Source organism: Methanoculleus receptaculi (assembly GCF_033472595.1).
Taxonomy (GTDB): Archaea; Halobacteriota; Methanomicrobia; order Methanomicrobiales; family Methanoculleaceae; genus Methanoculleus; species Methanoculleus receptaculi.
This window is the reverse complement of record NZ_CP137642.1, coordinates 525,135-542,272: the sequence shown is the minus strand read 5'-3', so window position 1 is coordinate 542,272 and position 17,138 is coordinate 525,135. Positions and strand designations below refer to the sequence as shown.

The 17,138-nt window shown below is 59.5% G+C and carries 18 protein-coding genes and 1 tRNA gene; 7 read left to right on the top strand and 12 right to left on the bottom strand.

Annotation, left to right across the window (positions count from 1 at the left end):
• Positions 1-94 precede the first annotated feature (94 nt).
• Both R6Y96_RS02890 and R6Y96_RS02885 read right to left on the bottom strand, forming a co-directional pair.
• Positions 95-2,833 carry a cation-translocating P-type ATPase gene (locus R6Y96_RS02890; protein WP_318622015.1) on the bottom strand — a complete coding sequence of 913 codons (2,739 nt, stop codon included), beginning with the start codon at positions 2,831-2,833 and terminating at the stop codon, positions 95-97.
• A gap of 131 nt (positions 2,834-2,964) precedes the next feature.
• Positions 2,965-3,300, bottom strand: a complete 336-nt coding sequence (locus R6Y96_RS02885) for a cupin domain-containing protein (protein ID WP_214023362.1) — start codon at positions 3,298-3,300, stop codon at positions 2,965-2,967.
• A 118-nt stretch (positions 3,301-3,418) separates the two neighbouring features.
• Here R6Y96_RS02885 and R6Y96_RS02880 point away from each other — a divergent pair, with 118 nt between their 5' ends.
• On the top strand, positions 3,419-4,537 hold the full coding sequence (locus tag R6Y96_RS02880) for a TIGR04084 family radical SAM/SPASM domain-containing protein (protein WP_318622014.1): 1,119 nt from the start codon (positions 3,419-3,421) through the stop codon (positions 4,535-4,537).
• Positions 4,538-4,595: 58 nt separating this feature from the next.
• Positions 4,596-4,760 (top strand): hypothetical protein, encoded by a 165-nt coding sequence (locus R6Y96_RS02875; RefSeq protein ID WP_214023360.1) that lies wholly within the window; start codon positions 4,596-4,598, stop codon positions 4,758-4,760.
• Positions 4,761-4,787: 27 nt separating this feature from the next.
• Here R6Y96_RS02875 and R6Y96_RS02870 read toward each other — a convergent pair whose 3' ends face one another.
• The 9 genes from R6Y96_RS02870 to R6Y96_RS02830 form a co-directional block, all read right to left on the bottom strand.
• Entirely contained in the window at positions 4,788-5,069 is a 282-nt protein-coding gene (locus R6Y96_RS02870) for a hypothetical protein (protein WP_318622013.1), read from the bottom strand.
• Positions 5,070-5,218: 149 nt separating this feature from the next.
• The gene (locus tag R6Y96_RS02865) at positions 5,219-6,007 is read right to left on the bottom strand and encodes an ABC transporter ATP-binding protein (RefSeq protein ID WP_318622012.1); all 789 of its coding nucleotides are present in this window, start codon (positions 6,005-6,007) and stop codon (positions 5,219-5,221) included.
• A complete protein-coding gene (locus R6Y96_RS02860) occupies positions 6,007-7,059 on the bottom strand; it encodes a FecCD family ABC transporter permease (RefSeq protein ID WP_318622011.1) in 1,053 nt (350 codons plus the stop codon). The genes R6Y96_RS02865 and R6Y96_RS02860 overlap by 1 nt, the downstream gene beginning before the upstream one ends.
• Before the next feature lie 11 nt (positions 7,060-7,070).
• Entirely contained in the window at positions 7,071-8,288 is a 1,218-nt protein-coding gene (locus tag R6Y96_RS02855) for an ABC transporter substrate-binding protein (protein WP_318622010.1), read from the bottom strand.
• On the bottom strand, positions 8,285-8,803 hold the full coding sequence (locus R6Y96_RS02850; protein ID WP_318622009.1) for a hypothetical protein: 519 nt from the start codon (positions 8,801-8,803) through the stop codon (positions 8,285-8,287). The genes R6Y96_RS02855 and R6Y96_RS02850 overlap by 4 nt, the downstream gene beginning before the upstream one ends.
• A 480-nt stretch (positions 8,804-9,283) precedes the next feature.
• A complete protein-coding gene (locus R6Y96_RS02845; RefSeq protein ID WP_318622008.1) occupies positions 9,284-9,451 on the bottom strand; it encodes a hypothetical protein in 168 nt (55 codons plus the stop codon).
• 394 nt (positions 9,452-9,845) lie between these two features.
• Positions 9,846-9,918: transfer RNA gene (locus tag R6Y96_RS02840), tRNA-Asn, on the bottom strand.
• 39 nt (positions 9,919-9,957) lie between these two features.
• A complete protein-coding gene (locus tag R6Y96_RS02835) occupies positions 9,958-10,257 on the bottom strand; it encodes a hypothetical protein (protein WP_318622007.1) in 300 nt (99 codons plus the stop codon).
• Between the two features lie 31 nt (positions 10,258-10,288).
• Positions 10,289-10,522, bottom strand: coding sequence for a hypothetical protein (locus R6Y96_RS02830; protein ID WP_318622006.1), 234 nt, complete (start codon positions 10,520-10,522; stop codon positions 10,289-10,291).
• Between the two features lie 34 nt (positions 10,523-10,556).
• Between R6Y96_RS02830 and R6Y96_RS02825 the strand changes: the two genes are divergently transcribed.
• From R6Y96_RS02825 to R6Y96_RS02810, 4 genes are read left to right on the top strand one after another with little or no spacing between them, the layout of a single operon-like run.
• Positions 10,557-11,711 (top strand): Xaa-Pro peptidase family protein, encoded by a 1,155-nt coding sequence (locus tag R6Y96_RS02825; RefSeq protein WP_318622005.1) that lies wholly within the window; start codon positions 10,557-10,559, stop codon positions 11,709-11,711.
• Positions 11,708-12,589, top strand: a complete 882-nt coding sequence (map, locus tag R6Y96_RS02820) for a type II methionyl aminopeptidase (RefSeq protein ID WP_318622004.1) — start codon at positions 11,708-11,710, stop codon at positions 12,587-12,589. Before R6Y96_RS02825 ends, map begins: the two co-directional genes overlap by 4 nt.
• 44 nt (positions 12,590-12,633) lie before the next feature.
• Positions 12,634-13,920, top strand: coding sequence for an ATP-binding protein (locus tag R6Y96_RS02815; protein ID WP_318622003.1), 1,287 nt, complete (start codon positions 12,634-12,636; stop codon positions 13,918-13,920).
• A gap of 1 nt (position 13,921) precedes the next feature.
• Positions 13,922-14,647 (top strand): MBL fold metallo-hydrolase, encoded by a 726-nt coding sequence (locus R6Y96_RS02810; RefSeq protein ID WP_318622002.1) that lies wholly within the window; start codon positions 13,922-13,924, stop codon positions 14,645-14,647.
• A gap of 297 nt (positions 14,648-14,944) precedes the next feature.
• Here R6Y96_RS02810 and R6Y96_RS02805 read toward each other — a convergent pair whose 3' ends face one another.
• Positions 14,945-15,532: an IS66 family transposase gene (locus tag R6Y96_RS02805; protein WP_318622469.1), complete on the bottom strand. Its 588-nt coding sequence runs from the start codon at positions 15,530-15,532 to the stop codon at positions 14,945-14,947.
• Between the two features lie 160 nt (positions 15,533-15,692).
• Between R6Y96_RS02805 and R6Y96_RS02800 the strand changes: the two genes are divergently transcribed.
• Positions 15,693-17,003 (top strand): serpin family protein, encoded by a 1,311-nt coding sequence (locus R6Y96_RS02800; RefSeq protein ID WP_318622001.1) that lies wholly within the window; start codon positions 15,693-15,695, stop codon positions 17,001-17,003.
• The last annotated feature ends 135 nt before the right edge of the window (positions 17,004-17,138 follow it).

The following is a 17,138-nucleotide window of genomic DNA, read 5'->3' as shown; positions in this document are numbered from 1 at the left end:
AGAGCACCTGGAACCGGCCGGTAATTCAACGGGGAGGGGGTTAAAGTGGGTGCACCTCTTCACCAGGTGCCCCCTACTCCCGCCTGCGGCCGGATCAATGATTCTCCTCCGGTTTGTGACGTGGCGGTCTGTGTTTTCTGACGGCCTTGAAGATCTCCATCACGATCATCACCGTTGAGGCAAGGGCAAGCAGGAAGACCCACTCTCCCAGGGATATCGGCTGCACCTGGAGCACGTTCTGGAAGAAGGGAATGTGGAGTGCGAGGATGTGTATGCCCTGCGCAGCAATGACGCCGGCAATCAAGAAGTAGTTGCGGCTGATAGGGACACGGAACGCGGAGAAGTACTCCGACCGGCAGTTGAAGGCGTGGATGTTCTCGAAGAGCACCATCAGCAGGACAAGCATGTTTCTGGCCGCGAACTCGTCCCAGCCGTTGCCGAGCATCCAGTGCCAGGCGCCAAGCGCCACCACCGCGATGACGGTGCCCGAGAGGAGCGTCTCCTCTATCATCAGGCGGTTGAAGATCCCCTCGTCGGGCTTTCGCGGCGGCCGTTTCATTACGTCGGGCTCCCCCCCCTCGAATGCGAGCGCCACATCCTGGATCCCGTTTGTCACCAGGTTCAGCCAGAGGAGTTGGACGGCAAAAAGCGGCAGCGGCAGACCCAGGGCCAGGGCGAGCATGAAGAGGAGAACCTCCGCAAACCCGGTCGAGATCAGGAGGTAGACAACTTTGCGGACGTTGTCGTAGGCGTAGCGCCCCTCCTCAATACCTGCAACGATCGAGGCGAAGTTATCATCGGCGATGATCAGCGATGCCGTGTCCTTGGCAACATCAGTCCCCGAGCCCATCGCGATCCCGATATTAGCGCTCCGGAGTGCCGGAGCGTCGTTTACGCCGTCCCCCGTGACCGCAACAAACGCCCCGCTCTCCCGGTAAGCCTCGACGATCCGGAGTTTCTGTAACGGTGTCACCCTTGCAAAGACACGGGCGCGCTTCGCCCGCTCGATAAGCCCGGGTGTGATCGAGTCGCCGGTATCGCCCATTTCCGCGCCGGTGATCACCTGATCCGGCGAATCGGCGATCTCCAGTTCCCGTGCAATGGCAAGGGCTGTTGCGGGGTGGTCGCCGGTCACCATCACCACATCTACCCCTGCCTCACGGCACCGTCGGACGGCATCCGGGACGTCGGGCCGGATCGGGTCGATGAACCCGACCAGGCCGAGGAGTTCAAGGGGAGGAACCTGCGGGTTCTCTCCAGAGATATCTCTCTCCTCCCGACCATGGGCCACAGCAAGCACCCGGTAGCCCTGTGAGGTCAGGAACTCGAGTTCCTCCTGCACGCCGTCAGGATCGAGGGGAAGACTCCTCTCTCCCCCGGTAGCCATACTCTGGCAGAACGGGAGGACGGTCTCAACGGCCCCCTTGACCGCTACCCGGATCCCCTCCCCATCACGGTACCAGACAGCAGCGTAGCGCCGCTCGGACTCAAACGGGATCTCGGCAACGGCTGGCGCACCCTCCCGGACGGTAGCGGGGTCAAGCCCGAGTTTGTATGCGAGTGCGAGAAACGCCACGTCGATTGCATCGCCATGATGTGTCCAGTTGCCATCGTCGGTCCGCTCCAGCGCCGCCTCGTTACAGATCGCCGCCGCCCGGGCAAGTTGTTCCAGTCTGGAGCGGCCGGGGCCGGCCACCGGATCGCCGTCTTCCTCGAGAACCTCACCCTCACCTGCGTAACCGGCCCCGGTTACGCTGAACCTCTCACCGGTGGGGAGGGCGATGACCCTGGCGGTCTGCTGGTTCACGGTGAGCGTCCCGGTCTTGTCGCTTGCGATCAGAGTGCAGCTTCCAAGACTCTCCACCGCTGCGAGGACCCGGACGATGACGTTGCGTGTTGCCATCCGCGACGCCGCGATCGAGAGAGCAACGGTCAGTGCGACCGGCAGCCCCTCGGGGATCGCCGAGACCGCCAGGGCGACGACAAGGAAGAAGACATCAAGGATAGGCATCCCCTGGCCGAGCACGATGATAGCAAGCACCCCTGTGGCAGCAAGGATGGCGATGGCAATCTTGCGCGAGAAGTCTTCCATGCGGATGATGAGCGGTGGTTTGCCGCCCTCTGACTCCGTGACGCTCTGTGCGATCTGGCCAATCTCTGTATTCTGGCCAGTCGAGACCACAACTCCCGTGCAGCGCCCGGTCATGACAGTGGTGCCGGCATACAGCATGCTCCGTCGATCGCTGGTGGGCAGCGACGCGTCCACGGGGTCGGGTGTCTTCTCGACCGCGTGGGACTCACCGGTCAGGAGCGACTCGTCGACGGTGAGTGACCGTGCTCTGATGATTCGGGTATCGGCGGGGACGCGGTCGCCGGACTCCAGGACGACACGGTCGCCTGGAACCAGGTCTTCGGCAGGCACAACCCTCTCCCGGCCGCCCCGTATCACGCGTGCATGGATCTTGAGTATCTCCTGCAGCGCTGCTGCACCCCTCTCTGCCTTCACCTCCTGAAAAGTTCCAATGACAGCGTTGAGCAGCAGAACGGCAAAGATGAAGATGGCATCGGTGAGATCGACGAAGAGGATAGAGATGATCCCGGCTGCAAGGAGAACGTAGATTAGCGGGCTCTTGAACTGGCGGAGGAAGACCTCAAATACAGTCAGTGGGCGCTTCTTAGGGAGGGCATTCTCGCCGAAGACCTCTTTTCGCCGGGCAACCTCCTCTTGGGTGAGGCCATCTGTCGATGATTCGAGCAGTCGTTCTACCTCGTCCACCTGGAGGGCGTGCCACGCGGTCGTCCGGCACTCATCTGGAGAGAGGTTTTTATACATTCTACTACCTCTTTGGTATGCGTTGGAGATTCGATGGTTGCGAGGATGCCCGGCCGTCCTACCGTCCCTGAAGGTATGATCTCTCTCAAAACTACATAAAAGCTTTCAGTCTGCGCTCACCCGGGAGTGGGTCAGGCATGGATCATCGTCAGCATCATCTTGAACTGCGTGATGGCCTGGACAGCGTGGGGCTTCCCGGCGGGCATTATGATCATCTCGCCCGCTGTAAGGGAGTAATCCGTGCCCGCGATGGTGATGAGAGCCTCTCCCTCAAGAACCTCCAGGACGGCGTCATAGGGAGCGGTGTGCTCCGAGAGGCCTTCGTCTGCATCGAAGGCAAAGATCGTTATGGTGCCTGCAGGGGTGTTTATGAGCATCCGGCTGACGATCGAGCCTGGCTGATAGGCAACCAGGCCGCGGGGGTCGATGACACGTTCGGTGAGTCTCTCGGTTTCAGTCTCCGACATAAGAGCCACTTTATCCTGCAGGCTCTTCTGCTTTGCGGCATGGAACGGGGAATGGGGAGCAGGACAGATCAAACCTCACCTTTTTCACGTATACACCCTGAATAATAAGAGACCTTTCGTGTACTACCATCTCATCCTGACCGATGCCTGCAACCTCTGCTGCACCTACTGCCGCGGAAAGGCGTTTGTCGTCGACTCCCCCGACCAACCCGGGATCTCCATCGACGAAGACCTGCCTGTTGACCTCGATATCGATCTCGATGACCTCTACCGGTTCCTGGCAAAGGATCCCGATCCGATACTCATCTTGTATGGCGGGGAACCCCTGCTCGCACCCGACCTGGTCAGCGAGATCGCCCGCAAAGCGCCTGTATCGGCGCTGATCCTGCACACCAACGGCACGCTCCTTGATGATCTCGAACCCGCCATCGCAAACCGGTTCGACACCATCCTGGTCTCGATCGACGGCCCGGAGAGCCTCACCGACGCCCACCGGGGCGAGGGGACGTTTGATCGGGTCATGAGAAACCTCCGCGGTCTCGTGGCCGGCGGGTTTGGAGGCGAACTGATCGCCAGGATGACCGTGACCGAGGATACTGATATCGTTGAGGCGGTCTGCTACCTTACGGAGAACGAGAGGTTCTCCTTCCCGGCAGTCCACTGGCAGATGGACGCAAATTTCTGGAACGACTACGGGATGCGAGACTACGCTGCATGGGTATCAGAAAGTTACAACCCTGGTATCCGCTCGCTTGTGGCCTTCTGGGTCGAGACGATGCGGCGGGAGGCACGGGTGCTCCGGTGGTACCCCTTCATTGACCCGATGGAGGACATGCTGCTCGGCCGGCCAGGCAAACTCCGGTGTGGTTGCGGCCACGCAAACTACAGCATCATGACCGACGGGCATATCGTTCCATGCCCAATAATGGTAGGGATGAAGGACTACTACGCCGGGCATATAGCGACAGCAGATCCCCTCCACCTGCCGGTTACCACTGTTGGGAGTCCCTGCACGGAGTGTGGTATCCTTGAGTTCTGCGGCGGCCGCTGCCTTTACTCAAACATCCTCCGACCCTGGCCGGAGGAGGGGCGGCGGGTCGTCTGCAGCACGGTGGAGAACCTCCATGCCGCTCTCTCAGCGGCGCTGCCGCATGTCAGATCGCTCATCCAGGACGGCAGAATCAGGCTGGAGGATTTCTCCCACCGGCGCTACAACAGTTGTGAGATCATACCCTGAGGGGGGCTCTCCAGGCGAAGATTCATCCGGATGAAAGGGGAACAACTGGAGTGAAAAGATGGCGGGACCCGGACAGATCCTTTGCAGGCTCGGACTCCATCGGTGGGGCCGGAAGCATGGCTACGATGACTACTCCTCAAACGTCATCGAGTGGGAGCAGCGGTGCGAACGCTGCGGGAAGAAGAAGCGCTGGATCGAGGTGAAGCGGGACCGGCGGAGATGAAGAATCATTCGCATCGGCCCGCGACGGTTATCCTGCGTCCTCTCTTCCCCCGAGATCCTCCTGCTGCTCCTCGATCCAGGCCCTGGTCCACATCTGGAGATCGCGTATGCTGGCAGACCCCTGCCGCTCGCGCATCGTTCTCAGGTGGTCTTCAAGTTCGTCTGCAAGGGAGAAGATCAGCGCTTCGGACTCTTCTTCTGATAACGGGCCTTCCGCCTCAAGGCGGGCGGTCCCGAGCTCGAGGAAGTGTTGTAACTCGCCTGTCACCTCCAGGATCCTGGGGAGATCCAGTCTGACTGTATACCCCATGAAGGGGGGTTGACGCACCCTGTAATAATTTAATCCATTTCGTTCTGGCTCCCCTGACTCTCCACGGTACCCCCCTATCGTCCCGGTCGTATCGCGGACCTGGGGGTGTTGTACTGCGCCACATCGTCGTTTTGGGGACGTATGGGCTATTATACGCCGCTTTCCAGGCACCCGGGGCGGAGGGGGACGATGTAAGGCGCCGGGAGGTCCCGTTTTACCACTGCCTCAATCCCGTAGACCGACCTGAGCATATCTTCGGTTAGCACTTCCGCCGGAGCCCCGCAGCCGTATATCGACCCGCCTTCGAGCACCAGAAGACGGTGGCAGTAAGTAGCCGCGAGATTGAGGTCGTGGAGAGCGATGACGATAGCAAGTCCCTTCTTATCGGCGAGGTCGCGCAGGATCTCCATCACCGCCATCTGGTGGCAGAGATCCAGGTTGCTGGTCGGTTCGTCGAGGAAGATAGCGTCTGTCTCCTGCACAAGCGCCCGTGCGATCATAACCCGCTGGCGCTCCCCGCCGGAGAGTTCGGCAACCCTCCGGAACGCGAGTTCCTCGAGATCGAGGAGGGTAAGCGCCTCAACCACCTTATCCTCGTCAGCAGGGCTCACCTTCCAGTTCAGGTATGGCCGCCTCCCCATCAGGACGGTCTCAAACACGGTTGCAGCGGTCCGGTTCCCGGCAGACTGCGGCACGTAGGCCATCGCCCGCGCAATCTCGCGCCGGTGCATGATGCGGATATCCCGACCATCGAGCATCACCCTCCCGCGTCTTGGAGATAGCATCCCGTTGATGCACCGGATGAGCGTTGTCTTCCCGCAGCCGTTCGGCCCCACAAGCCCGAGAACCTCCCCCCTCTCCACCGAGAAGGTGATTTCGTGGAGAACCTCCCGGTCACGGTAGGCAAACGAGAGATCTTCGACCGATATCAGCGGCATCAGGCATCCCTCCGGTGCAGGAAGAGGTAGATGAAGAACGGCACCCCGAGAAACGCGGTCACGATACCGACAGGGATGACCTGCGGTGCAAGGACGCTTCGGGCGATACTGTCTGCCGCCAGGAGAAGGAGAGCACCGATGAGACCGGATGCCGGAAGGAGCGTTCTGAAATCGCTACCTATGATCATGCGTGTGATGTGCGGCGCAACAAGCCCGATGAACCCGATCGTCCCGGTGAAACATATGATCACCGCTGTGATGAGCGAGGCGATAAGCATCATGACCATCATCGAACGCTCGACCGGCACCCCGAGACCGGCCGCCACCTCGTCACCCTCTGCCAGAGCGTTGAGGTCCCAGGCACGGTATACCAGGTAAGGGACGGTGCAGGCAAGGACAAGCGCGACGATCCCGAGTTTCAGCCAGGTTGACTTGTCAACCGACCCAAACATCCAGAATACCACTGCCTGGAGCTCTTCGCTGCTGCCGACGTACTGGAGGAGCGAGGTCACCGCCGAGAAGAGGTACATGAGCGCGATCCCGGCAAGGACCATCGTCTCCGAGCCCACTCCTCTGTATCGGGCCATCCCGTAGATGGCAAACGCGGCAAGCAGGGCAAAGAGGAAAGCGTTGCCTATGATGAGGTACTCCCCGCCGAGAACCCCGGCGCCCATGACTATCGCAACGGCTGCGCCGGTGGCCGCCGCCGAGGCGATACCGAGCGTGAATGGGCTTGCAAGTGGGTTTCGGAGGATCCCCTGCATCACCGAACCCGCCACCGCGAGCCCGAACCCGGCGCAGACCGCGAAGAGCACCCGGTGGAGCCGGTAGTCCCAGACGATGGTGATTGCAAGTTCCGGAGCACTGAACCTGCCGGGGAAGAGACCGGCCAGGATCGCGAGATAGGACTCAGCCACTCCGAGATCGGCCGACCCGAGGGTGACCGCTATCCCGATGAGGAGGATGAGTCCGAAGATGAGGGCAAGCATAAAGGCGGCGCGTGTCCTCTTCAGCCGCGCGTAGCCCTCGTAAAGACTGATATTCTGCTCCATGGCGATGGCTCCTATTCGGGGTAGACGAAACTTCCCATAGACGCGAGATCGAAATCGATCCCCTGGAACTCGCTTAAGTAACGCTGGTGGATGGCGTGCGGGTCGAGGTCGGCGAACCTGTCGGGGTAGAACCACTTCGCCAGGTAAGCCGTCCCGATGAAGTGCTGGGCACCGCCAAGGATATCCGAATGGATGACGTAGACCCGACCGTCCTTCACGGCGGAGATCCTGGACCAGCCGGGGCGTTCAAGCAGCGCCGACCTGATCTCGGCCAGCGCTTCTGTGTCGCGCCGGGCGTAGCCGCCGACGGCCAGGCCCTGCCCGGCCAGTTTCACGATCACCTGCGGGTCAGCGACGATGACCGCCTCAGGGTCGATGATGGGATACTCCCCGCTCTCGCCGGCAAAGGGGTTCAGCCCACCAGCGATCTCGATCTTCTCGTTATACCCGGATCCGGCCGCGACGGTCTTGTAGTCCGTCCAGTACTCGAAGTATACCCGGACACGCTCATCGACCGGTATATCTGCCGTGCCCTCCCGGATCCTGTCCATCGTCGACTCGTAGAATGAGGCAAACTCTTCTCCCTGCCAGGGTTCGTCTACGATCGCGGCGATCTTTCGGATCTCCTCCGGATAGGTTGCGGGCTTAAAGCAGTCGAACCTGAAAACCCGGATACCAGGACAGCTCGCCTCAAGCCTGCGCTGGATATCGTCGCAGGCCGATGTGCTGATACTCGCGTAGAGGAATACGGCGTCCGGCCGGAGGGAGACGACCCTCTCCATATCTGGCGACCAGATCGAACCGACGTTCGGTTTATCCTGGCATTCGGGGAAGAACGTGCTTTTCTCGTGGGTGTACTTGTCGACGGCCACAACCTTCTCCATATCGAACCCGACAGACCGCAGCGTCTCGAGAGCCTCACCGCTGAAGGTCACAACCCGGCGCAGGGGGCGGTAGAGCGTCAGGTCTCTTCCAGATGAGTCGGTGACCAGAAGCGGTTTTCCATCCCAGCGGGCGTAGACCCAGGCGGCGTCCAGGATGTCATCGCGGTCTATCTCTCCGGCACCACCCATGTAGGCGGCGTCGAGATAGGAGAGGGCTGCCGCGGTGTACTCGCTGAAGGTGAGGACGTCATCCCCATCGGCATCTCCCGGTATGCTGCCCTCAGCCGCCGATGCCGGGACGGCGAGGAGGAGGAGGAGAAGGATGAGGATGATACGCCGGTTCATCGCTGACCACCCCACCGCCGGGCGATGATGAGAGCAACTATCGCTGTAAGGAGGGCAAACGGCGGGGCGGCCTCCTGTGTCGGCCTCTCCTGCGGGGTGTTCTCTTCTTCTGTCTCGATACCGTCCACCGCGAGATGTGAGGCGGGGATGGTGCCGTTTGACTCGCCCAGGAAGTCTTCCCAGATGCCGGTTATATCCCCGCTGCCGGAGGAGGGCGCCCTGACCTTGTAGGTTATAAGGGTCTCGTTTATCAGCGCAAACGCGACCTGCCTGTCTCTGGCCAGGATGCGGTCAGCCGGGTGGTCGGTTCCCGCGAAGGTGTAGCCGGGCGGCAGAGTCTCCACGACGCCGCCGAGGGTGATCCCCTCGATAGAGAGCGAGACCTCAAAGACCTCGCCCGCCCCCGGCTCGGCGGTGGAGAGCGTCCGGGTGACCGTGGCGCCCCATGCTGCGGCCGGAACGAGCATTAGCAGCAGGATGAGGCAGATGAGCCGATCTGGCGGGGAGCCTCTCATAAGGTTTTGTTGTCGATCGAGTAATATGAATGTTTCCTATTGTGCTAACAAATCAGAAATTCAGTGTATTGGTGTATATCAGGGTTTCTCCGGTCTTGTTGGGGCTGACGGGTGACGTAGTATGACCCGGGGCTGCCTGACAATACAACATTGCCCGCCTACAACATCCATTCAAGCCCCATTGCGACGAGGAGCATCATCGCTGCCGCCGATAGCGAGATTATCGTCACCGCCCAGATCGCCAGACCAGGTAGAATCATGAAGAAGAGGCCAAACCGCTCCCAAGCAGCACCAGGATCCCTTCTGCAAACTGGCCGCTGTAGGCCTTGTCAGAGGCCATTGAAGAGGAGGGGGCCCTGCAACCCCACCGCCAGGTTCTTCAACATCCCTGCGTGAGAGAGATCCCAGCGTATCACGCAGCAGGTTCTTCAATGCGCCTGCTGAAGGTATCATATCCCCTCTGAGCCCGCTTTACCTACCCTATCGCCTGAACTCCTTCTCGATCCGAACACGGCGCCCGAGGGCTGCCTCGTACCACTCCTGCTGCTTTAAGGCCTGCTTCATATTCCTGATACGGTGTCTGATCCGCGTTCCTGTCACCGTGTCGACCAGCACCAGTCTCGCTATCTCAACCTCCTCCTTACACATCGAGATAGACCTCGATGTTTACGAACGTTTCCATTCGAGATCGCCGCGAGAGACCGGGACGGGTTCGGGTTCGGGTTCGTGGGTAGTTGACAGTTGTTTGCGCAAGGGCGGGCAGGTTGTGGGTATAGGAGATCGGTCGCACCATCTTGATATCTGTCTGTGGCTCCCCTCGCCAATGATGCTCTGGCAAAGGTTTCCGTCACAACCCTGGACGCGGTTCTGCACGCTGTAGTGCAGAACGCTGAAAGGGGAACCTCCGATGCACAAACAATGGTGAATGAACGTTGATCCGGATACTTTGCTCCGATAGACTGCAGGGTTATAGGGGTCTAGAGGGTGGTTTCTCCAGAACCAATGGAGGTGCCACAACAGGCAAAGATACCTAAAAGGAAAGCGCCGCCAACAGGACTCGAACCTGTGACATGCTGGTTAACAGCCAGCCACTCTACCAACTGAGTTATGGCGGCACCGGAACAGTTGCCCTATACAGTCTTGACTGAATCATATTAAACGTTACGGGAATTATTCTTCCGGATGGCCTGCAGGAGTTCAATCAGTTCGTCTACCTCATCATCAAGGCTGGAAAGAAGATCCGCTGCCAGGGGTGTTGCTACCGCACCTGCCGGCGAAGCGTGGATGTAACCCTCCTGTTCCAGGATCCGCAGTGAGTAGCGAACCCGGTGGTAGGGAAGACCCAGGATTTCAGAGAGCCTCATGATTCCGATGGGCTGATGCTCCACGACCACCCGGATAACCTCAAGATGCCTTGAGACGAGCTCGATCTCGGATTTGATCTTTGACAGCATGGTTGCCGCGCGGGCGAAATACCCACGCCCCTTATGGTTGTTCGCTCAGCCAGACCTTCATCCGGATATACCGCTTCCGGAACGATATGGAGACGACCGCTCCTGCAGCCAGGAGAAGAAGGCCAATCACAAGGCCGGGCGTCCCTTCGGGCGCAAACCGGAGGAGGACAAAGATGCCTATCGCGAAACAGAGTATGATGATGTTGAGCATGATTGTCAGCTTGGTGAACCTGGTCTTGAAATCCTTCTTCGTTGCCTCATCCATCACTCATACTTGAACGCGTGGAATAAAAGTACTTGTGGTATCCTCAGAGACTGATAGAACGAACTGGCTGGATTCGGCCATACAGGATGCTGGTGCGGCGGCATACGTGGCTTACGGCTCGTCTGCAGACGCCAATGTGCGTTACCTGACCCGGTTTCGCACCACCGACCCTGTGGTGTATGTCCACAAACCCGGGGAGCGCGGGTTGATCGTGGTCTCGCAGATGGAGTATGAACGTGCGGTGCGCGAATCGACGGCAGCGGTGGTCACCCGTGCCGACGTCGGGTTCCTCGACTGCATCAGGGCAGGGGAGTCCCGCTGGCGGGCGACAGCGCACGTGATCGCAGACATGGCCGGCGGCCCTCTCCTCGCCCCCTCTTTCTTCCCGTTTGCCCTCGCCAGGCACCTGGAGTCGTTTCAACCGGTCATACTCGACGAGAAAGGTGTTGTTGAGAGGATGAGGGCGGTCAAGACGCCGGAAGAGATCCAGTGGATACGCGGTGCCCAGCACGTTACCGAGGCTGCGATGGACAGGGGTATAGCGCTTATCCGTTCATCCGTCCCGAAAGATGGCCTCCTTTATCGGAATGGTGCACCCCTCACCTCCGAAGCCGTCAGAACGGAGATGCACACCACTCTCCTTGCTCATGGTTACCGTGGGATCGATACCATCGTCTCCTGCGGTCCTGACACCGCGCTTCCCCACCACCAGGGTAGGGGGCCGCTCCTGGAGGATGAACCCATTGTCATAGATATCTTCCCCCAGGACGAAAGAACCGGTTATCATGCCGACATGACACGCACGGTCGTGAAAGGCGAACCATCTCCGGCGATCAGGGAGATGTATGACGCTGTCAGGGCTGCAAAAGAACATGCGATATCGATGCTTCGTGCCGGTGCGCACGGCGCCGACCTGCATCGTGAGGTAGTGGAGTTCTTCCGCGACCGCGGATACGAGAGCAACATGCGGGGGTTCACCCACAGCCTCGGTCACGGCGTAGGGCTTGAGGTGCACGAAGATCCGTCCCTAGGTCCCGAGGGCGGGGAACTTTGCGCAGGCAACGTGGTCACCGTTGAGCCCGGGCTCTACTACCCGGGCATCGGCGGTGTCCGCCTTGAGGATATGGGCGTGGTTACAGAGACCGGGTTTGACCGGTTCACCCAATACGAAGAGAGGCTTACAGTATGAGCATGGATGACAGAGTCTGCGACGCCTACCGGGAAGCCGGGGCGCTGGCAAGGAAGGTCCTCCGCAGGGGGGCGGGGCTCGTGAAAGAGGGGGTCTCTCTCCTTGAAATGGTTGAAACGACGGAGAGAATGGTGGTTGAGGAGGGTGCACAACTTGCCTTCCCCTTAAACGTCTCCTTCAACGAGGCCGCAGCACACGACACCGCCATGCCGGGCGATGAACGGACCTTTGCCAGGGGAGACCTGATCAAGGTTGATCTCGGTGTCCACGTTGACGGCTATATCGCCGACACCGCGATGACCGTCGACCTCGGCAATCACGGCCCGCTCGTCGAGGCATCCCGTGCGGCCCTCGATGCAGCGATCGCCGCCGTTCGACCGGGGATTGCCGCTGGTGACCTGGGGACGATCATCCAGTCGAAGATCGAGGGGCATGGCTACAAACCGGTTGCAAACCTCACGGGGCACGGTCTTGAACGCTACGATCTACATGCAAAACCCATGATACCTAACATTGCCATGAACGGCGGGGCGATCCTTGTGGAGGGGATGGTCTTTGCAATCGAACCTTTTGCCACAACGGGATCGGGGAGGGTTGTAGAGGCGCCCAGGGTGGAGATCTATAAACAGGTTGCGGCCCGCCCCGCACGATTGCCGTCGGCCAAACGGATCCTCGAGATCGCCCGGCCGCGGCGAGGACTTCCGTTCTCGCGGCGCTGGGTGCCGGGGGACAAGGTCGATCTGGGGTTATCCACGCTGGTGCGAACCGGGGTCATTCACCCGTTCCCTGTTCTGCACGATATCCAGGGTTCGTTCGTCTCTCAGGCCGAACATACCCTGATAGTTACAGCGGATGGGTGTGAGGTCACCACCCGCTGAGTTATACTTATTGATGTCGCGTGCAAATATGTCAGTTCACAGATATGACCGGCGATACTGGTATGCGTGATCTCCTTGCTATCATGGAACTCCTGCTGACCGCTGAGATATTCAATCGGAACGAGAACCTCGACATCAACGATCTCCACCCGCTCACCCGAGAGTTTTTTGGGGTCGGGGTCGGCGGGAGCCCCGAGGTGAAAAGACCCCTGATCGTTAGCGAAGGGGCGATCAAGAAGGTTCTTGGCGTCCCGGAGACCGTCTGCCAGGCTGTTCGCGCCAACCCCTTCGTCGGTTACGAAGAGTTCGGGCAGCGCCTCCGCCTGCTCTCGCTCGATGCGGCGGCGGGATGGTTCATCAAAAGGGGCGGGAAGGATCGGATCGGGGAGAACCCCGTGCTTGCATTCTATTTTGAAGGGATGGACAGCATCGATCTCCGCTACCAGGACGTTCGGGCGAAGAACCCACGGTTTGAGGATACAAAGGAGTACATCGAGGCGAAGGTCTCCCGCGTCGTCGGGGAGAGTGAAGAGATGCGGGAGGCCCGCGATCTCATCATCATCAGCGCTCCGGCGGAGGTTGAGTACAATCTTGAAAAACTGGTCTGCACCCCCCGACAGGAGGAGGTCATCAAGAAGATCGGTGTCGCCCTCGAGCACCGTGATTTCTTAAAGCAGCATGGGATCTATGAGTTCGGCCGCCTCCTCTTCGTCGGTCCACCTGGCACCGGAAAGACGTCGCTTGCGCTTGCGATGTCCCCGGAACTCCATATGCCGGTTCTTGAGGTCCGCCTGGCAATGGTCACCTCCCAGTACCTTGGTGAGACCTCAAAGAACATCGACCGGATCTTTGAACTTGCAAAGAGGCTCGCTCCCTGTATTCTCTTCATTGACGAGTTCGATTTCGTCGCAAAGACCAGGGTCAGCGACGACCACGGCGCGATGAAGCGCGCGGTGAATATGCTCTTAAAGAACATCGACCAGATCAGTTTCGTGAGGAACGGTGTTCTCCTCATCGGGGCAACGAACCATCCCCACATCCTTGACGAAGCGGCCTGGCGACGTTTTGACGAGGTTGTGGAGTTCCCGCTTCCTGACCGGAAGATGAGGCAGGCGATCCTGGAGAAGGTTGCTGCCACGATCGAGTGCGACTGCGATTTTGCAGACATCGCCGCCAGGACGGAGGGGTTCTCGGGATCCGATCTGCGGATGATGATGAAAGAGGCTGTGATATCGGCGCTGATGGAAGGTCGGCACCGGATCAGCCCGGTGGATATCGAACAGGGGCTCCTCCGGGTCGAGGAGCGCAACCTCATCCGGGCCGGGCATTGAGATGCGGATCACGCTCCTCGGGACGGGGGATGCCATCGGGACGCCGAAGGTGGGTTGCAACTGCAAAAACTGCAGGGAGATGGTCGCAAGAGGGTGGTCGCGACTGCGGACATCCTTCATCATCGAGATCGGAGGCAAGCACATCCTTGTAGAGTCTTCACCCGACCTGCGGCAGCAGTTACTCCGGGTAGGTTCGCCTCATATCGATGCGGTCATCTGGTCGCACGGTCATTACGACCATTTTATCGGGTTCGGGGAGTTTTACAGGGTTCAAAAAGTGCCGCCGGCATACGCGGCTCCGCCGGTGATGGACTACTGTTCGGATTACCTCCACTTTCTCTCGTTTGAGAAGCATGCCGTCCCGGCCTTTGAGTCATTCGGCCTCTTTGGTCTCACCTTTACGTTCTTTCCTGTGAACCACCCGCCGGTCTACACCTGTGGCCTCCTCCTCGAGCATGATGACATGACGATCGCCTACACCAGCGATACGAGGGAGGATATACCGGCAGATAGCCGGGAACTCGTGGCGGGGAGAGAGATCGATCTCCTCTTTGTCGACGCCATCGCTCCCGAGGGGCACAATATCAGCAAGCACATGAACTACGCCGAAGCCGTCAGGTTCGCCGCCGATGTAGGCGCGAAGGACTATCGGTGCGTCCACATGAGCCACCTGGTTCCGCCGGGGATGCCGCACGCCGGGTATGATATGGAGAAGTTCTGCTGGTGATTATCCGGCTCTCCCCCTGCAGCCCGGGATATACGAAGGATAGGCCTCATAGGCGGCAGAAACCCTGCACGAATCGTTAACCTGGACCACGATCATAGGAGCGGTCATGCGGTCATCGCGGTCCTGGTCATCCAGGCGGAAGACCATCTCGGTGTAACTCGAATTGTAACAGGTCAGGTATACCTGTAAGCCGCAGTTGGTATGAAGGGTTCTCCCTCGAATGCTCTCCGGATGGCCGTGATTACCGACCCTCCATTCTTCCTCACTGTTGAGATATACCCCCGAACTCTGCAGAAGTTAGATGCCCCCTCCACACAACTGAGACGTCCCCGAGATCTTCTGCTGAACCTTAACCATCCTGATGTCACGCTCCGCAAGGTTGTTCGTAAAGGGCATCCTGAAATCGGTCATGAACCGGAGGATCTCTACACGATATCTCTGACACCGGTCAATGAGGTTCTCAGCAGGAGTTCGTCTCTTCCGACTACGTCTCCCTCCTTGAACCGGCAGAGGAGAGGAGGGGTTCTCTGCCTTCCCGTTCTCGAGGATCAGATCAAATCGTCTTTGAAACTCTTCGATCTCAATCGGTGTGAGAGAACCCGCTGATTCCGGGGCTCCATCAACAGCGGCGTAGATCTCAAGAAGGAGATCATGCATCTCATCAGACCAACGTTGACCGGCATTCTCCGATATCCCTTTGAGATCGCGGAGGATATGGGCATTACAGACCGCATGCTCGCATGCATACCCGAAGTATGGCGACCAGCAGTCATGGACCATGATCCCTTTGAACGCGGGAAGTACACCGATCGCATCCATCGCCGCCGATCCTCTTTTCGGATGATGACCATACAGCGTGAGGAGATCCGTACTGGTTGTATGCAGCCATTCTTGCCGTTCACCCGGAATCCGGTTTCATCAGCATGCAGAACGGCCCCGGTAACAGGCAGGCAAGCCGACCGCAACTGATGCACCCCCGGGAAGACTTAGAATTCCTTCGTCGTTAACGCCAGGTATAACTATGTCCCATGCCATATCACAGACCATGGACAGAAACGCCATCGGCCTGCTGCTTCTCGCAGGCATTATAGCACTCGGGTGCATCGCTGCCGGATGCACCGGGACGGAAGAGGCCGCGCCTGCGGATTCCACCCCTCCTGCCGGCGAGGGGACCGCGAGTCCGGATGATGTTGCAGAAAGCATCAGCAACGTCACGGATGGGAACAACCGGTTCGCGCTCGATCTCTACAGGCAGATCTCAAGCGACCCGGCATACGCTGGCAGGAACATCTTCTTCTCCCCCTACAGCATCTCTTCGGCGCTCGCGATCACCTACGAGGGCGCCCGCGGCACAACCGCAGACGAGATCAGGTCGGTGCTCAGCCTCCCCGCCGACGATACCATCCGGCGACAGGGGTTTGCCGCGCTCAACGCCGGCCTGAACAGGGGTAGCGACAACTACACCCTCCGCATTGCAAACGCCCTCTGGGCAGAGGAGACCCATCGGTTCCTCCCGGACTACACCGAGGTGGCGGAACAGTGGTATGGGGCAAACGTCACGAACCTTGACTTCGTGAGCGACGCCGAAGGCTCGCGGGAGACGATCAACCGGTGGGTGGAGGAGAAGACCGAAGATAGGATCCGCGACCTGCTCCCGCCGGGTTCGATCGACTCGATCACCCGTCTCGTGATCACAAACGCGATCTACTTCAAGGGAGACTGGGTCAGAGAGTTCAACCCGGATGAAACAACTGATGAAGAGTTCCGGGTTTCGCCTGAGAAGACTGTGACCGTCCCGATGATGCACATGACCGATGAGGAGGCCATCTATCCCTACACCGAGACCGATACCCTCCAGGTGCTCGAGATGCCCTACGCGCACGGGAACGAAACCGGGATATCCATGATCGTCCTCCTCCCGAAGGACGAGAACCTGACGGCATTGGAGGAGGCTCTTGACGCTGATACGATTGCAGAACTCCGGGATTCGCTGGTCGAGCAGCGGGTCAGGGTTGTCTTCCCGAAGTTCAGGCTTGAGACCGGCTACACACTCAGCCAGATTCTCGCGGATATGGGTATGCCAGCGGTCTTTTCCGTTGATGCCGACCTCTCGGGGATGGACGGCACAGATATGCTCTTCGTCAATGAGGTCTATCACAAAGCCTTCGTCGATGTGAACGAGGAGGGCACCGAGGCCGCAGCAGCGACGGGTGTGGTCGTGAGCATCAAGGGTGCACCCGGCGGCGACACCACGCCCGTATTCCGGGCGGATCACCCGTTCGTCTTCCTGATCGTCGAGAGGGATAACGGCACGATCCTCTTTGCGGGCCGGGTCGTGAACCCTGTGAGTCAGTAGTAAGGGCGGGGAACTATGGCCAACCTGGCTATAGTGTCCACTTTTTCCATGAAGAGAAGGCAGCGCCAGGGTTTGGGAAGGGAAACTAGGTGTAAAAGCATATCCGGGAACAAGAGGCGGTTTTCTGGCGGCGCC

Excerpts from the sequence above, each read along its gene's own strand:
- R6Y96_RS02815 (WP_318622003.1), top strand. The coding sequence starts at position 12,634 with ATGACCGGCGATACTGGTATGCGTGATCTCCTTGCTATCATGGAACTC.
- R6Y96_RS02810 (WP_318622002.1), top strand. The coding sequence starts at position 13,922 with ATGCGGATCACGCTCCTCGGGACGGGGGATGCCATCGGGACGCCGAAG.
- R6Y96_RS02845 (WP_318622008.1), bottom strand. The coding sequence starts at position 9,451 with ATGTGTAAGGAGGAGGTTGAGATAGCGAGACTGGTGCTGGTCGACACG.
- R6Y96_RS02850 (WP_318622009.1), bottom strand. The coding sequence starts at position 8,803 with ATGAGAGGCTCCCCGCCAGATCGGCTCATCTGCCTCATCCTGCTGCTA.
- R6Y96_RS02830 (WP_318622006.1), bottom strand. The coding sequence starts at position 10,522 with ATGGATGAGGCAACGAAGAAGGATTTCAAGACCAGGTTCACCAAGCTG.
- R6Y96_RS02860 (WP_318622011.1), bottom strand. The coding sequence starts at position 7,059 with ATGGAGCAGAATATCAGTCTTTACGAGGGCTACGCGCGGCTGAAGAGG.
- R6Y96_RS02890 (WP_318622015.1), bottom strand. The coding sequence starts at position 2,833 with ATGTATAAAAACCTCTCTCCAGATGAGTGCCGGACGACCGCGTGGCAC.
- R6Y96_RS02885 (WP_214023362.1), bottom strand. The coding sequence starts at position 3,300 with ATGTCGGAGACTGAAACCGAGAGACTCACCGAACGTGTCATCGACCCC.
- R6Y96_RS02875 (WP_214023360.1), top strand. The coding sequence starts at position 4,596 with ATGGCGGGACCCGGACAGATCCTTTGCAGGCTCGGACTCCATCGGTGG.
- R6Y96_RS02870 (WP_318622013.1), bottom strand. The coding sequence starts at position 5,069 with ATGGGGTATACAGTCAGACTGGATCTCCCCAGGATCCTGGAGGTGACA.
- R6Y96_RS02800 (WP_318622001.1), top strand. The coding sequence starts at position 15,693 with ATGGACAGAAACGCCATCGGCCTGCTGCTTCTCGCAGGCATTATAGCA.
- R6Y96_RS02855 (WP_318622010.1), bottom strand. The coding sequence starts at position 8,288 with ATGAACCGGCGTATCATCCTCATCCTTCTCCTCCTCCTCCTCGCCGTC.
- R6Y96_RS02865 (WP_318622012.1), bottom strand. The coding sequence starts at position 6,007 with ATGCCGCTGATATCGGTCGAAGATCTCTCGTTTGCCTACCGTGACCGG.
- map (WP_318622004.1), top strand. The coding sequence starts at position 11,708 with ATGAGCATGGATGACAGAGTCTGCGACGCCTACCGGGAAGCCGGGGCG.
- R6Y96_RS02835 (WP_318622007.1), bottom strand. The coding sequence starts at position 10,257 with ATGCTGTCAAAGATCAAATCCGAGATCGAGCTCGTCTCAAGGCATCTT.